14 protein-coding genes are annotated in these 15,541 nt (G+C 70.9%); 10 read left to right on the top strand and 4 right to left on the bottom strand.

Translation table 11 applies throughout. The features are described from left to right. Positions 1-9: 9 nt before the first annotated feature. Positions 10-1,551, top strand: a complete 1,542-nt coding sequence (locus tag ACG01O_RS08580) for a fumarate hydratase (protein ID WP_394383532.1) — start codon at positions 10-12, stop codon at positions 1,549-1,551. Between the two features lie 45 nt (positions 1,552-1,596). Here the strand turns inward: ACG01O_RS08580 and ACG01O_RS08575 are convergent, their stop codons facing one another. After that, positions 1,597-1,908, bottom strand: a complete 312-nt coding sequence (locus tag ACG01O_RS08575; RefSeq protein WP_394383530.1) for a hypothetical protein — start codon at positions 1,906-1,908, stop codon at positions 1,597-1,599. A 144-nt stretch (positions 1,909-2,052) separates the two neighbouring features. On the opposite strand from ACG01O_RS08575, the gene ACG01O_RS08570 reads away from it, so the two are divergent. The 3 genes from ACG01O_RS08570 to ahr are packed head-to-tail and all read left to right on the top strand — an operon-like array spanning position 2,053 to position 4,460. Further along, a complete protein-coding gene (locus tag ACG01O_RS08570) occupies positions 2,053-2,508 on the top strand; it encodes a GNAT family N-acetyltransferase (RefSeq protein WP_394383529.1) in 456 nt (151 codons plus the stop codon). Then, entirely contained in the window at positions 2,501-3,424 is a 924-nt protein-coding gene (locus tag ACG01O_RS08565) for a CE1 family esterase (RefSeq protein WP_394383527.1), read from the top strand. Before ACG01O_RS08570 ends, ACG01O_RS08565 begins: the two co-directional genes overlap by 8 nt. A gap of 22 nt (positions 3,425-3,446) precedes the next feature. Beyond that, entirely contained in the window at positions 3,447-4,460 is a 1,014-nt protein-coding gene (ahr, locus tag ACG01O_RS08560; RefSeq protein ID WP_394383525.1) for an NADPH-dependent aldehyde reductase Ahr, read from the top strand. A gap of 39 nt (positions 4,461-4,499) precedes the next feature. On the opposite strand, the gene ACG01O_RS08555 is transcribed toward ahr, so the two are convergent. Both ACG01O_RS08555 and ACG01O_RS08550 read right to left on the bottom strand, forming a co-directional pair. Next, positions 4,500-5,783, bottom strand: a complete 1,284-nt coding sequence (locus ACG01O_RS08555; RefSeq protein WP_394383523.1) for a mechanosensitive ion channel family protein — start codon at positions 5,781-5,783, stop codon at positions 4,500-4,502. 94 nt (positions 5,784-5,877) lie between these two features. After that, the gene (locus ACG01O_RS08550) at positions 5,878-6,813 is read right to left on the bottom strand and encodes a histone deacetylase family protein (RefSeq protein WP_394383521.1); all 936 of its coding nucleotides are present in this window, start codon (positions 6,811-6,813) and stop codon (positions 5,878-5,880) included. A gap of 31 nt (positions 6,814-6,844) precedes the next feature. Here ACG01O_RS08550 and ACG01O_RS08545 point away from each other — a divergent pair, with 31 nt between their 5' ends. From ACG01O_RS08545 to ACG01O_RS08520, 6 genes are all read left to right on the top strand, one after another. Continuing rightward, entirely contained in the window at positions 6,845-7,783 is a 939-nt protein-coding gene (locus tag ACG01O_RS08545) for an AAA family ATPase (protein ID WP_394383519.1), read from the top strand. Next, the gene (locus ACG01O_RS08540; protein WP_394383517.1) at positions 7,783-8,760 is read left to right on the top strand and encodes a DUF58 domain-containing protein; all 978 of its coding nucleotides are present in this window, start codon (positions 7,783-7,785) and stop codon (positions 8,758-8,760) included. The genes ACG01O_RS08545 and ACG01O_RS08540 overlap by 1 nt, the downstream gene beginning before the upstream one ends. Next, entirely contained in the window at positions 8,757-10,790 is a 2,034-nt protein-coding gene (locus tag ACG01O_RS08535) for a transglutaminase TgpA family protein (protein ID WP_394383515.1), read from the top strand. The genes ACG01O_RS08540 and ACG01O_RS08535 overlap by 4 nt, the downstream gene beginning before the upstream one ends. Next, on the top strand, positions 10,787-11,878 hold the full coding sequence (gene mltB / locus ACG01O_RS08530; RefSeq protein ID WP_394383513.1) for a lytic murein transglycosylase B: 1,092 nt from the start codon (positions 10,787-10,789) through the stop codon (positions 11,876-11,878). Before ACG01O_RS08535 ends, mltB begins: the two co-directional genes overlap by 4 nt. Beyond that, positions 11,875-12,480, top strand: a complete 606-nt coding sequence (locus ACG01O_RS08525; RefSeq protein WP_394383512.1) for a TetR/AcrR family transcriptional regulator — start codon at positions 11,875-11,877, stop codon at positions 12,478-12,480. Before mltB ends, ACG01O_RS08525 begins: the two co-directional genes overlap by 4 nt. Before the next feature lie 160 nt (positions 12,481-12,640). Further along, positions 12,641-13,021 carry a VOC family protein gene (locus ACG01O_RS08520; RefSeq protein WP_394384200.1) on the top strand — a complete coding sequence of 127 codons (381 nt, stop codon included), beginning with the start codon at positions 12,641-12,643 and terminating at the stop codon, positions 13,019-13,021. Between the two features lie 42 nt (positions 13,022-13,063). Here ACG01O_RS08520 and ACG01O_RS08515 read toward each other — a convergent pair whose 3' ends face one another. After that, a complete protein-coding gene (locus ACG01O_RS08515; protein ID WP_394383510.1) occupies positions 13,064-15,529 on the bottom strand; it encodes a DNA internalization-related competence protein ComEC/Rec2 in 2,466 nt (821 codons plus the stop codon). Between the last annotated feature and the right edge of the window lie 12 nt (positions 15,530-15,541).

Below are 15,541 nucleotides of genomic sequence, written 5' to 3'. Positions count from 1 at the left end.
GGAGCCCCCATGTCCACCACCATCCGCTACCAAGATCTGGTCGACAGCGTCGCCGCGGCGCTGCAATACATCAGCTACTACCACCCGGCCGACTACATCGCCCACCTCGCCCGAGCGTATGAAAGCGAGCAAAGCCCGGCGGCCAAGGACGCCATCGCGCAGATCCTGACCAACAGCCGCATGTGCGCTGAAGGCAAGCGCCCCATCTGCCAGGACACCGGCATCGTCAACGTCTTCCTGAAGATCGGCATGGATGTGCGCTGGGAAGGCTTTGCCGGCAGCATCGAAGACGCCATCAACGAAGGCGTGCGCCAGGGTTACCTGAACCCCGACAACAAGCTGCGCGCGTCGGTGTTGGACGACCCCATCTTTGCCCGCAAGAACACCAAGGACAACACGCCCGCCGTCGTGCAGATGGAGGTGGTGCCCGGCAACACGGTGGACGTCATCGTCGCGGCCAAGGGCGGTGGCTCCGAGAACAAGAGCAAGGTCTACATGCTCAACCCCAGCGATGACATCGTCGACTGGGTGCTGAAGACCGTGCCCACCATGGGCGCTGGCTGGTGCCCGCCGGGCATGCTGGGCATCGGCGTCGGCGGCACGGCCGAGAAGGCCGCCTTGCTGGCCAAGCAGGCGCTGATGGAAGACATCGACATGTACGAGCTGCTGCAGCGCGGCCCGCAGAACAAGCTCGAAGAGCTGCGCATCGAGCTGTACGAGAAGGTCAACGCCCTGGGCATTGGCGCGCAAGGCCTGGGCGGCCTGACCACGGTGCTGGACGTGAAGATCAAGACCTTCCCCACGCACGCGGCCAGCAAGCCCATCGCGATGATCCCGAACTGCGCGGCCACGCGCCACGCGCACTTCGTGCTGGACGGCAGCGGCCCCAGCTACATCGAGCCGCCGAGCCTGGACCTGTGGCCCGACGTGAACTGGGCGCCCGACTACAACAAGAGCAAGCGCGTCGACCTGAACACGCTCACGCCGGCTGAAGTCGCCAACTGGAAGCCCGGCGACACCCTGCTGCTGAACGGCAAGATGCTGACCGGCCGCGACGCTGCGCACAAGCGCATCCAGGACATGCTGGCCAAGGGCGAACCACTGCCCGTGGACTTCACCAACCGCGTCATCTACTACGTCGGCCCGGTGGACCCGGTGCGCGATGAAGTCGTGGGCCCGGCCGGCCCGACCACGGCCACGCGCATGGACAAGTTCACCGACATGATGCTGGCAAAGACCGGCCTCATCGCCATGGTGGGCAAGGCCGAGCGCGGCCCGGTGGCCATCGAGTCGATCAAGAACCACAAGAGCGCCTACCTGATGGCCGTGGGCGGCGCCGCCTACCTGGTCAGCAAGGCGATCAAGGGCGCCAAGGTCGTGGGCTTTGCCGACCTGGGCATGGAAGCCATCTACGAGTTCGACGTGGTGGACATGCCGGTGACGGTGGCGGTGGACGCCAGCGGCACCAGCGCCCACATCACCGGCCCGGCAGACTGGAAGGCCCGCATCGCCTCCGGCAAGGCCGTGTCCATTCCCGTCACGGCGGGCTGACGCGCCGAACCGGCCCGGCGGCCGTCGGGCGGCGGTCAGGCCGCCTCAGCGCGGCGGCGGTGGTGCCGAAGCACCGGCCGGCGGGGGCGGCGGCGCATCCTTGGGCCGGCAGGCCAGCGGGCGCCCCTCCGGCGCCCAGCAACTGCCTTTCACCGTGCGGCTCTCGTGAGAGAAGCTGCAATCGGCTCCGGACTTGGCCGTCTTGCACGCGGCCAGCGCCTCCGGCGGCGGGCCTCGGCGCTCGCCCTTCGCGCCACCGCCTTCTCCTCCGCCCCCGGGCGGCGGGCCTCCCGGCGGTTGGGCGCTGGCGGCCAGGGTCGCCAGCAACAAACTGCACATCCACAGGGGTGTCTTCATTCAGGGCTCCGGTTCAACACACACCGGCCCATCGTGCCCGCTGAACATGAGCGAAGTGTGGAGAAGCGTGCAGACTTGTGACGCGCCGCGTGCGCCTCGGCATCGGAAACAATGCGGCGAACTTTTCACGGAGACGCCCGACCCATGATCCACGTCCGAGCCGTACTGCCGGCCGACCGCGCCGCTTGGCAACCCCTTTGGGACGGCTACAACGCCTTCTACGGCCGCGCGGGCGACACCGCCCTGCCCGCCGCCGTCACGGAAACCACGTGGGGCCGCTTCTTCGACCCGGCCGAGCCCGTCTACGCCTTGGTGGCTGAAGGCGCAAACGGCGCCCTGCTGGGCCTGGTTCACTACCTGTTCCACCGCAGCACCACGCGCATCGAACCCACCTGCTACTTGCAGGACTTGTTCACCACGCCCGAGGCCCGTGGCCGCGGCGTGGGCCGAGCGCTGATCGAAGCGGTGGACGCCGCCGCTCGCGCGGCCGGCGTGAAGCGCGTGTACTGGCAAACCCACACCACCAACATCACCGCCCGAGCCCTGTACGACCGCGTCGCCCAGCACCAAGGCTTTCTCATCTACGCCCAGGATGTTTGACCGCACCATGCTCACCGCCCTGCGCCTGTGGGTGCTGAACCTGCTGCTGATCACCCTCGCCCCGCTGGCCGAAGCCCAGGCCCCAGCGCAGACCCAGGAGGCCCCACAAGCCTCGGCCTGCACGCTCACGCCCGTCAACGGCGAGCTGCGTGAGTTGGTGTCCGGCGGGCGCAAGCGGGTCTACCGCCTGTTCGTTCCAGCCATTACTCCAGCCATTACTCCAGCCATTACGCAAGGCCAAGCCGCGCTGCCCGTGGTGTTCGACCTGCACGGCACCGGCGGCAACACCACCGGTCGCGCCCGCGAAACCGGCTTTGAAACCCTGGCAGCCCGCGAAGGGTTCGTGGTGGCCACGCTGCAGGGCGAAGACTCGCGCTGGAACGTGCCGGTGGCCACCTGGCGAGGCGACGATGTGCAGTACGTGGCCGACGTCATCGAGCACCTCGCCGCCCGCGTGTGCATCCAGCGCAGCCGCGTCTACGCCACGGGCTTCTCGGGCGGCGGGCGCATGTCGTCGCTGCTGGGCTGCCGGCTGAACGACCGCATCGCGGCCATTGGGCCGGTGGGCGGCCTGCGCTGGTTCGGCCCCTGCCCGGGTCGCGCCGTGCCGGTGCTCACCATCCACGGGCTGGCCGACCTGACCAACCCCTACGAGGGCCACGGCGACCGCGGTGCCGAGTGGGTGGAGAGCGTGGCCGAGGCCCTGGCCGGCTGGGCCGCGCACAACCGCTGCCAGCCAAAGCTGGTGCAAGACCCACCGGCGGGCGGCGTGCACACCATTCGCTACGGGGCGTGCGCGGCCGGATCGGATGTGCGCCTGCTGCGCGTCAACGGCCTGGGCCACATCTGGCCGCACCATGAACTCGACGCCACCGCCACCATCTGGCAGTTTTTCAAGGCGCACTCGCTACAGTAAGTCCACACCTCAAGGACCGCCCATGACCCACTTCCGCGCCTACGCCGCCCACACCGCCGGTGGCCCGCTGCAAGCCTTCGAGTTCGACGCCGGCCCGCTGGGCGATGAAGACGTCGAGATCACGGTCGAGCACTGCGGCATCTGCCACTCGGACCTCGCCATGATCGACAGCGAGTGGTTCCCTGCCAGCTACCCGGTCGTGCCGGGGCATGAGGTGGTGGGCCGCATCACCGCGCTGGGCCCCCGGGCCAAGGGCCGCCAGTTGGGCCAGCGCGTGGGTGTGGGTTGGCACAGCAGCAGCTGCACGCACTGCAACTTCTGCCTGGGCGGCGAGCAGCACCTGTGCGGCAAGCGCCAGCCCACGCTGATCGGCCGCCACGGCGGCTTTGCCGACCGGCTGCGCGCGCACTGGAGTTGGGCCGTGCCCATTCCCGACGCGCTGGACCCGGCCGCCGCCGGCCCGCTGATGTGCGGCGGCGGCACCGTGTTCCTGCCCTTTGTGCTGCACGCCATCCAACCGACCGACCGCGTGGGCGTGGTGGGCATTGGCGGCCTGGGCCACATGGCCGTCAAGTTCGCGCGGGCCTGGGGCTGTGAAGTCACGGCCTTCACCTCGTCGGCCAGCAAGCGCGACGAGGCGCTGGCGCTGGGCGCGCACAAAACCGTGTCCAGCGTGGACAAGGCCGAGCTGAAAGCCGCCGCCGGCAGCCTGGATTTCCTGCTCATCACCGTGGGCGCCGCTTTGAACTGGGACGCCCTGATCGCCACCCTGGCCCCCAAGGGCCGCATGCACCTGGTGGGCGTGGTGACCGAGGCCATGGCGCTCAAGAGCGGTGGGCTGCTGAGCTGGCAAAAAGGCCTGTCGGCCTCGCCCACGCCGCCGCCATCGGTGCTGGCCACGATGCTGGAGTTCAGCGCGCGGCACCAGATCCTGCCGCAGGTGGAGCGTTTCCCGATGAGCCGCGTCAACGACGCGATCGACCACCTGCGCAGTGGCAAGGCGCGCTACCGCGTGGTGCTGGACGCCGACTTCTGAACCGCAAGGCCCCGCCGCCTGACACGCGGGGCCTGCCGCTCAAGTCGTTGCAGGCGGTGTGCCCTTGGGCTGGCGCTGCACCTGCTGCGGGTACGGAATGTCCACGCCCAGGCCCTGCAGCGTGCGCAGCACGGCGAGGTTCACATCCGACCGCACGCCCCCACTGCCGTTCTCGGGGTCGCCGATCCAGAAGTACACGGTCAACTCCAGGCCACTGTCCGCGAACCGGCTCAGCTGGGCTGAGGGCCCGGGGTCGGGCAGCACACGCGGCACCTCGCCCACGGCGGCCACCAGCGCGGCCATCACGGCCTGCACATCGCAGTCGTACTCCACCTGCACGACGGTGGACAGCAACACCCGCGGGTCGGCCAGAGACGAGTTCTCGACCCGTTGCGTGATCAGGATCTCGTTGGGCACGATGGCCTCTTTGCCGCCGAGCGAGCGGATCACGGTGTAGCGGGTTTTGATGTCGGACACCCGGCCCTCGAAGCCGTCCACCTTCACCATGTCACCGATGCGCAGGCTGCGCTCGGCCAGGATCACGAAGCCGCTGACGTAGTTGGCGGCGAGCTTCTGCAAGCCAAAGCCCAGCCCCACGCCCAAGGCGCCACCCAGCACGCCCAGCGCGGTGAGGTCGATGCCCGCGGCCGACAGGGCAATCAGCACCCCCACCAGCAACAGCAGCGAGCGGATCACGCTGGCTGCGATCTTGCGGCTGGACAGGTCCATCGTCTCGCGCCGCATCAGCCGCGCCTCGATGGCTGCTGAAATCCACAAGGCCACCACCAGCACGAAGGCCGCGGTCAGCCCGCCTTCGATCAGGTTGCGCAGCGTGAGCTTGACTGCGCCGAACTTCCAGCCGATGTCGTCGAGCTCGTCCATGATGACCGGCAGCAAGCCCGTCACCCACAGCACCGCCCCGATCCACGCCAGCCAGGAGCCGATGCGCTCCACCAACCGGATGGGGGCCGAATCGGGCCACGCCGCCGCCAGCACCCGCGCAATCACGCGAATGGCCGCCAGCGACACTAGCACCGGCAGCGCCAGCTTGAAGAGCGCCGGCTGCAGCCCCCACAGCGGCAGCAGGCGCCGCGCGCCCACCGCCAGGGCCAGCGCCAGCAGGGGGAACAAGGCGCCGTCCACGACGCCGTTGCCGAACAGCACGCTGTTGTCGCGCCGTGTGGCGGCGCGCGACATCGCCCAGCTGAACGCGCCCGCCAGCAGCAGGCAGGTCAGCAGCAGCAGCCACTCCGCCAGGGCGTCGGGGCTGAACACGCGGGTCAGCAAGGCCTGCAGTTCATTCAGGCTCAAAGGTTGGTGCATGGCGTTCATCGACAGGCCCGCCCGGGTTGTCCGGCGGGCAAAAACAGCAGTTCAAGAAAAAACGAGGGCAGCGATGGCGCGGGGGCCGGCCCGTTCAGAGGTCCGCCAACGCGCGCAGGTGCGCCGCCACGCTGCGCGCCAGTGCCTGGGTGTTGTAGCCCCCCTCCAGCACCGACACGATGCGCCCCTTGGCATGGCGGGCCGCCACATCCTTGAGCTTGAGCGTGATCCACTCGTAGTCGGCCTCCACCAGCCCCAGTTGGCCGAGGTCGTCATCGCGGTGGGCATCGAACCCGGCCGAGATGAAGATCATCTGCGGCTTGAATCGCTCGAGAGCCGGCAGCCACATGGCTTCCACGATCTCCCGCACCTCGCCGCCCTGCGTGTACGGCGGAATCGGCACGTTCACCATGTTCGTGCCCTTGGGCACGGCGCCGCTGTAGGGGTAGAGCGGGTCCTGGAACAGGCTCACCATCAGCACGCGGTCGTCGCCCGCAATGATGTCTTCCGTGCCGTTGCCATGGTGCACGTCAAAGTCGACGATGGCCACGCGGTCGATGCCGCGCCGATCCAGTGCATGCCGCGCCGCAATCGCCACGTTGTTGAAGAAGCAAAAGCCCATGCTCTGGTCGCGCGTGGCGTGGTGGCCCGGCGGGCGCACCGAGCAAAAGGCGTTGTCCGCGCCGCCGTCGATCACCAGGTCCGTCGCCCGCACCGCAGCGCCTGCCGCATGCAGCGCGGCGGCCCAGGTGTGCGGGTTGGCCGAGGTGTCTGGGTCCACCGCGCAGCGCTCGCCTTGCTCGGCACAGCGGCGCAGCACGGCACCAATCTCGGCCACATAGCCGTGGGTGTGGGCCAACTCCACGTCCTTCAGGTCGGCCGGCTGGGCGTCTTCGTGCTGCAGGGCGGTGTTCAGCCCGGTGGTGATGAGCCAGTCATCGATCGCCGACAGGCGCTCGGGGCATTCGGGATGCCCGGCGCCCATGTCATGGCGTCGGCATTCGGGGGGATTGAAGTACGCGGTCGGCATGGATTGCTTGTCTCTTGCTATGGTGCAGCCCATGACGCAAGCCCCATCACGAACCTTGGCCACGCAGCTCGCGGCGCTGCAAAACCAGATTAGCACGGTCATCAAGGGCAAACCCGCGCAGATCGCGGACTCCCTGGCCTGCCTGATCGCGGGCGGCCACCTGCTGATCGAGGATCTGCCGGGCGTCGGCAAGACGACGCTGGCGCATGCGCTGGCCATTTCGCTCGGCCTGAAGTTCTCGCGCCTGCAGTTCACCGCCGACCTGCTGCCCAGCGACCTGCTCGGCGTCAGCGTCTACGAACGCGACAAGAACGGCTTCGTGTTCCACCCCGGCCCCGTGTTCGCCCAGGTGCTGCTGGCGGACGAGATCAACCGCGCCGGCCCCAAGACGCAGAGCGCCCTGCTGGAGGCGATGGAAGAGCACCAGGTGAGCGTGGAAGGCGTGACGCACCCGCTGCCCGCGCCCTTCTTCGTCATTGCCACGCAAAACCCCAGCGAGCAGCTCGGCACCTTCCCGCTGCCGGAGTCGCAGCTGGACCGCTTCCTGATGTGCATTTCTCTGGGCTACCCCGACGCGGCAGCGGAACGCGAACTGTTGATGGGCGGCGACAGCCGCGAGCAGCTCAAGGCGCTGCAGCCGGTGATGACGCCGGCCGATCTGATCGAGGTGCAGGCCGCCGTGAAGGCCATCCACGCCGCGCCGCCGCTGCTGGACTACCTGCAGGCGCTGATCGCGGCCACCCGTTCGGGCCAATGGTTCGTGGAAGGCTTATCGCCCCGCGCGGGCCTCGCGGTGCTGCGCGCGGCGCGGGCCCGGGCGCTGCTGCAGGGGCGCGACTACGTCTCGCCGGACGACCTGCAAGCCATCCTGCCCCAGACCATTGCCCACCGCTTGCAACCCCGCGCTGGCGCCGGCCGCGGCGCGCGCGAGCAGGTGCGCGCCATGATCGAGGCCACCCCGCTGCCGTGATGCTGCAGGCCCTGCGCGCCCGTTGGCAGGCCTGGTGGCAGGCCCGCCAGCCCGTGGCCGACACGCACCACACCACGCAGCGCAACGTCTACATCGTGCCCACCTGGGCCGGCGTGGCGTTTTGCGGCACGCTGGCGGTGCTGCTGCTGGCCAGCATCAACGAGCAGATCAGCCTGGGCTACGCCCTCACCTTTGCACTGACGGGCGCGGGCCTGGCCTCCATGCACACCACGCACGCCAACCTGCGCGGCCTGCAGCTGGACCTGAAGCCGCCCGAGCCCGTGCACGCGGGCGACGACTACGCGCTGGAGCTGCGCCTGCACAACCCGTCGGGTGCCCGATTCGGCATCGCCATCAGCGCGCAGCTCGACACGGGCGCCACCGAGCCCGCCTGGGTCGACGTGCCCGCGCTGGGCCACGCCACCGTGCACCTGCGGCTGCCTGCCGCGCGGCGCGGCCGCCACGCCCTGCCCCGGCTCATCATCACCACGCGCTTTCCGCTGGGGTTCTTCCGCGCGTGGAGCTACTGGCGCCCGGCCAGCCCGGTCTGGGTCTACCCCCGGGCGGAAAGCCCGGCGGTGGCTTTCCCGGCCCAGGCAGAAGCCGGCGCGGGTGAGGCCATGTCCACCCGTTTGGCAGCCTCCGGCAGCGACTTCGCTGGCGTGCGCACTTACCGGCGCGGCGACTCGATGAAGCAAATTCTTTGGCGCAAGTCCGCGCTGGCGCTGGACCACGGCCTGCCGCTGTGGGTGCGCGACACCGAAAGCCCGCTGGCGCGGGACCTGTGGCTGGACTGGCGCGACACCACCGGCCGCGACCCGGAGGCGCGCCTCTCCCGCCTGACCGCCTGGGTGCTGGCCGCCGAGCGTGCCGGGCAGCCCTTCGGCCTGCGGCTGGGGGGCCAGGAATGGCCGCCCGCGCTCGGCCCCGCCCACCGCCAAGCCTGCCTGCAGGCCCTCGCCGCCCACCCCGCATGAACCGCTTGCGCGACCTCTGGGCCCGCCTGCCGCGTGATGCACGCGACAGCTTCTTCCTGCTGGCCGTCATCACCGCCGTGATTGCGCCGCACGCTGAGCACCTGCCGTGGTGGAGCACGGCGATCACGTCCGGCGTGCTCCTTTGGCGCGCCGTGCTGGCTGCGCGGCAAAGCCCCCTGCCCTCCCGCTGGTGGTTGGTGGCCATCGTGGTGCTGTACTGCGGCCTGACCTGGCTCAGTTTTCGCACGCTGATCGGCCGGGAGGCCGGCGTGACGCTGCTTGTCATGCTGATGGCGCTCAAGACCATGGAGCTGCGCGCACGGCGCGACGCCTTCGTGGTGTTCTTCCTGGGCTTCTTCCTGGTGCTCACGCAGTTCCTGTACTCGCAGGCGCTGCTGATGGCGGTGTGGAGCCTGGTGGCCCTGTGGGGCCTGCTGGCGGCGGTGGTGCTGGCGCAGATGCCGTCCACCGAGCTGCAAGGGCTGCCCAGCATCGGCGTGGCGGCGCGTCGGGCGGCCAGCACCACGGCGCTGGGCCTGCCGGTGATGGTGCTGCTGTTCGTGCTGTTTCCGCGCATCGCGCCGCTGTGGGGCGTGCCCACGGAATCGATTGGCAAGACGGGGCTGTCCAACCAGCTCGAGTTCGGCGCCATGAACGAGATCGCCAATGACGACAGCATCGCACTGCGCCTGAAGTTCAACGGCCCCGTGCCCACGCCCGACCAGCGCTACCTGCGCGGCCCGGTGCTGACCCGCTTCGACGGCAAAACCTGGCGCGCCCCCGACGCCCGCAACGCCGTGAACTGGCTGCGCGGGCGCGACGATCTCACCACCCGCGGCCCGGCCCTGCGCTACGAAATGACGCTGGAGCCGCTGCGCATTCCGGTGTTGCCCGTGCTGGAAATGGCCCCTGGCACGGTGGGCACCGAGTGGGCCGTGTCCGAGCTCACTTTCACCCGCGGGCCCGAGCTGCAATGGCTGGCGCCCCGCCCCATCACCGAGCGGCTGCGCTTCGAGGCCGTGGCCCACACCGACTGGCAGGCCGGCGCCCGCCGCACCCGGCTGCAACTGGCGCCCGACGCCGACCTGCCCCCGGCCTCCAACCCGCGCAGCCTGACCTGGGCGACGCAGCTGGCCGCGCAGCCGCAGTTCCGCAACTTGGAGCCCGGCCCGCGTGCCCAGGCGCTGGCCGCGGCCTTGTTGGCGCACATCCAGCAGGCGGACTTCACCTACACCCTCACCCCCGGCCGCTACGGCGTGAACTCGCCGCACCTCATCGACGAGTTCTGGTTCGACCGGCGCCTGGGCTTTTGCGAGCACTTCGCCTCGGCGTTTGTGGTGTTGATGCGGGCGATGGACGTGCCCGCCCGCATCGTGACCGGCTTTCAAGGATGGGACGCCGAGCCCCAAGACGGCTACTACGTCGTGCGCAACGCCAACGCCCACGCATGGGCCGAGTACTGGGTGGAGGGCACCGGCTGGGTGCGCAGCGACCCCACCGCCGCCGTGGCGCCCAACCGGGTCGTGCAAGGGCTGGCGCTGCGGCCCGAGCCCGGCGTGCTGGGCCAGCTCAACCCCACACTCTGGCGCGCGCTGCGCCAGGGTTGGGAAACCGTGAACAACCGCTGGCAACAGCTGGTGCTGAATTACTCGCGCCAGAACCAGTTCGACCTGCTCAAGCAACTGGGCTTCAGCCAGCCCGACTGGACGGCTCTGGGCCAGGCCCTGGCCGGCGTCATCCTGGCGGGCGCGCTGGCCGGTGCGGGGTGGATTCGCTGGAGCAGCCAGCCGCACGACGCCTGGAGCCGCCAGCGCGCCCGCATCCAACGCCTGCTGCTGCGCGCCGGCGTGACCGTGGCCGCACACGAAGGCCCGGCCGCCTGGGCCCGCGCGCTGCGCCAGCAACACGGGCAAAAAGCGGAGCCCGCCGCCCAGTGGCTGGAGCAGCTGGAACGCGCGCGCTACGCCCGAGACACCCAGCCACCGCGCTGGGCCGCGTTCCGGCAGGCTGCCCGTATGCTGCGCGCGTGAAGTTCCGAACCCTGCCCCTGATGGCCACGCTTGCGATGGCCTGGACGCTGGCCGCCCACGCAGCCCCCCACCCCAAACACCGCCGCGCCACCGCCCCCGCGCCGGCCGCCCCTCAGGCCCTCGGCCCCCGCCCCGCGGTGCTGGCCTTTGCCGATGAGCTCGCCACCGCGCAAGGCTGGGACGCCGCCGCGCTGCGCGAGCAGCTCAGCCAGGCGCTGGACCTGCCGCGCGTGAAGCAACTCATCCTGCCCGCCAAGGCCGGAACGGCCAAAGACTGGACGGCCTACCGTGACCGCTTCATCGAGCCCAAGCGCCTGGACGCCGGCGTGGCCTTCTGGGCGGAGCATGAAGCGGCGCTGGCGCGCGCCGAGAGCCGCTACGGCGTGCCGGCCGAGGTCATCGTCGGCATCATCGGCGTGGAGACGTTTTACGGCCGCATCACCGGCGGCTTCAAGGTGCTGGACGCGCTGGCCACGCTGGCGTTCGACTTCCCCGCCGAGCACCCCCGTGCAGCCGAGCGGCAAGCGTTCTTCCGCAACGAACTGGCGGAGTTCCTGAAGCTGTGCCGCGAGAACGGCCTGGACGCCGCCGAGGTGCGTGGCAGCTACGCCGGGGCCTTGGGCTGGCCGCAGTTCATGCCCGGCAGCTGGCGTCAGCACGCGGTGGACTTCGACGGCGACGGCCGCATCGACCTCATGGCCAGCCCGGTGGACGCGATCGGCAGCGTGGCGCATTACCTGGCCGAGTACGGCTGGAAGGCCGGCGACACCACGCACTACAGCGTTCGCCTGCCGGCCGACCCGATCACGCGCCGGCGCCTGCTGGCGCCGGACATCAAACCCAGCTTCACGGCGGCCGAGTTGCTCGAGGCCGGGGCCCAGCCCTCCGACGCCGCGCGTGACCATGCCGGGCCGCTCGCCGTCATCGAGCTGCAGAACGGCCCCAAGAAGCCCCCCACGGTGCTGCTGGGCACGCAGAACTTCTGGGTGGTGACGCGCTACAACTGGTCGGCCTACTACGCGCTGGCGGTGATCGAACTGGGCCATGCGGTGAAGGCCCGCCGCGGCAGCGCCCCCGCCACGCCGTGAGCCCCCTGCGCCCGCGCAAGCGCCCCACGCAACTGCGCGCGGTGGAAACCGTGGCCTGCATCCTGGAGGCCGCGGCGCAGATCCTGGAAGCCCAAGGCCGCGCGGGCTTCAACACCAATGCCGTGGCTGAGCGGGCGGGCGTGAGCATCGGGTCGCTTTACCAGTACTTTCCGGGCAAGGAGGCCTTGCTGATCGCGCTGATGCAGCGCGAGAAAGCCCGGTTTGCAGACGATGCCGGCACCGCCTTGCAGGCCCCCAGCGGGCGCGAGGCCTTGGAGCACCTGCTGGCCGCCGCGGTGCGGCAGCAGTTGGAGCGGCCCGAACTGGCCCGGCTGCTGGACGTGGAAGAAGAGCGGCCCGACACCCGGCAAGCCCTGGCCGGCAAGAGCAGCTTTACGGCCTTGATTCAAGCCATCCTGACCCGCCCGGACCTGCCCCGCGTGCCTGACCTCGCCGCAGCGGCAGATGACGTTGGCCACCTGATCCGCGCACTCACCGACGCCGCCGGCCACCGCGGCGAACGCGGCGAAGCCGCCGCGGCCGACCTGCAACAGCGCCTGAGCCGCGCCGTGCTGGGCTACCTCGGCCTGCCACGAATGTGAGCCCGCGGGCGCCCTGCCCACAGCCCGCTCCTGTGCAGCGGGGTGCTGCCGCATGCGAGTAGCCGGCCCGGCGCCGGCGGCCGACCATGGAGCCCTTGATTCCACGGAGCTTTTCATGCATTCGACACCCACGCACACACCCGCTCACACCCCCACCCCGATGAAGCTCAACCACCTGAGCTTTCCCTCCCAGGCCCCGGCCGACACCGCCGCCTTCTTTGCGAAGTACCTGGGCTTTCGCATCGCGCTGAACGACGACTACTGCATCCTGAAGCGGCCCGGCTTCGATGTCGTCATCGAGAACGGCAGCGGCGTGGCCCCGCAGTGGCCGCAGACCTTCCACGTCGGCTTCGAGCTGCCCACGCGGGCTGATGTGGAGGCGCTGCACGCCACCATGCAGGCCGACGGCGTGGCGATGGAAACCGGCGTCATTTCACACGAGCGCGGCTCGCGCTTTTTCTGCCGGGCGCCCGGCGGTGTGATGTTCGAGCTCAACACGCGGGCCGACGCCGCACCGGCCTACCAAGGCAGCTTCGACTGACCGACGCGGGCTTGGGCCAACCGCCCGCGCGGGCCCGTCGCCTCAGGGCCAGAACTCCTGCGCCGGGGCGGCGTCTTCCACGCGGTCCGCGGGCAGCAGCGCGTCTGGCGGCAGCCCCGGTGCGTCCGGGCCGGCCAGCCCTGCGGCGGGCGGCGGGCGGTCGTGCCAGTAGCGGCGCAGGCGGTCGCGTTCGCACAGCGCCATGCTCAGCGCTTGGTCGCTGCGCCAGCGCCAGGCGCCGCAAGCGGGTGACACCTGCACGGCGATGCCGGCCGCCTGGTAGCGCGCCAGCACCGGCGGCGCGGGGTGCCCGAAGCGGCTGCGGTAGCCCGCCTGCACCAAGGCCACCTGGGGCTGCACCGCCGCCAACAGTTCGGCGGAGGACGAGGTTTTGCTGCCGTGGTGCGGCACGAGCAGCACGTCGGCACGCAGGTCGCGCCCCGCCTGTGCCTCCCGCTTCACCAACTGGCGCTCCTGCTCCGCCTCCAGGTCGCCTGCCAGCAGCACTCGGTGACCGGATGCGGCCGTAATGCGCAACACGCACGACAGGTCGTTGGGCCGCAGGCCCGCCCCATAGTGCGCCGGCGTCGGGTGCAGAACCTCCAGCCGCACGCCGTCCCACATCCAGGTCTGCCCCGCCTCGCAGCGCGAAGCCGGCACGCCCGCGGCATTCAGCGGGTGGCTGGGTTCCAGCGAACTGCGCAACTGCGTCACCCGCAGCCCGCGCATCAGCGCCGCCGCGCCGCCCACGTGGTCACCGTCGCGGTGGCTGAGCATCAACATATCGAGCGTGCCCACGCCCATCGACCGCAGCAGCGGCAGCAGCACCCGCTCGCCGGCATCCTGACCCGGCGCATAGCTGGGGCCGGCGTCGAACAGCAGCACATGCCCGGCCGTGCGCACCAGCACCGCATTGCCCTGGCCGATGTCGGGCGCCAGCAGCTCGAATTCGCCTTCGGCCGGCCGGGGCACCGCAGGAAACAGCAGCGGCACCATCATGGCCACGCCCACCGCCCGCAGCCGCCACGGCAGCCGCAGGATCAAAAGCGCCGCGCCCAGCAGCGCCAACGCCTGCGCCCACAGCGGCGCAGCGGGCAACCACCACACCACGCCGGGCAGCGCCGTCAGCAGGTGCAGCCAGGCCAGCAGGGCCTGCGTCACCCAGGCGGCCAGCGTCCACAAGGGCGGCAACACGCCGCCCAGCAACGCCAGCGGCGTGACCACGAAGCTGATGACCGGAATGGCCACCAGATTGGCCAGCAAGCCCACGGCCGACAGCTGGGCAAAGCAAATCAGGCTCAACGGCGCCAGGCCCACCGTGGCCACCGCCTGCGTGCGCAGGGCCGCCATCAGATGCGCCCGCCAGCCCTGCGCCGGGGCGTCGCCTGCGGCCATCAGCAACCCGACGGCGCCGAAGGACAGCCAGAAGCCCGGCTGCATCAGCGCCCACGGGTCCACCGCCGTCACCACCACTGCGGCCGCCAGCAGCACGAGCGGCCAGGGCCAACGCAGGCCCAGGCCGCGCAGGGCCGCCACCGCCGCCAGCATCACCACCGTGCGCTGCGCCGGCACACCCCAGCCAGAAAACACCGCATACCCGAACGCGGCCAGCACCCCGGCCCAGCGCGCCGCCATCGGGGTCGGCACGCGCAGGCACAGGCGCCCGCTGCGCCGCCACGCTGCCCCCACGCCGGCGGCGGCCAGCCACGCGAACATGGTCACGTGCAGCCCGCTGATGCTGAAGGCATGGGCCACGCCGGTGTCCCGCAGCAGAGCCCAGTCCGCATGGGCGATCGCGTTCTGGTCACCCAGGCTCAAGGCTGCGAGCACGCCCGCCATGCCGGGGTCGGCCACCCGCTCCCGAATCGCACGCCGCAGCCGCTGGCGAGCCGCGTCGATTTCCCACCAGGGCGCGGCCTCCAGCCGGGTGGCGCTGCGCACCACGCCTGTGGCCCTCAGCCCCTGTTCAAACAGCCACAGCTCGGCGTCGAACCCACCGGGGTTCGCCAGCCCGTGCGCGCGCTTGAGCCGCGCCGTGAAGCGCCAGACCTCGCCGGCCGTGATGGGCGGGGCGTCGTAGGCCAGCAGCATCACGCGCGGGGGCACCTCGGGCGGCAGCGCCGTGCCGCTGGGGCCCACGGCCTGCACCGCGAACTCGAACCGCCAGCCGGGCACGCCGCCCTGCCCCACCACCGCCAGCGGCAGCGAGTCGATTCGGCCGGTGAGCAGCAGGTCGCGCCCCTCCCACGCCGGGTGCAGCTCGGGGTGCAAACGCGCTTCAGCGCGCCACGCCGCTTGCGAGAACGCCAGCAGCCCGGCGCACAGCGCCCAGGCCCAGGTCTGGCGGGGCTGCCACAGGGCCCAGGCGCCCGAGGCCAGCGCCAGCGCCGCCACACCCAGCTGCGCCACGGGCGTGGGCAGGCTGGCGCAGCTGTGCAGGGCCGCGAGCCCGGCCAACCAGGCCAGGCCCACCGCCACCAGCGTCCACGCCCCGACTTGCCGCCGCACCGCACACCCCTT

Origin of the sequence: Pelomonas baiyunensis (assembly GCF_043555935.1) — a bacterium.
Lineage (GTDB): Bacteria > Pseudomonadota > Gammaproteobacteria > Burkholderiales > Burkholderiaceae_C > Pelomonas > Pelomonas baiyunensis.
Note: the sequence above shows the minus strand (reverse complement) of the source record. Positions and strands in the feature narration are given on the sequence as shown.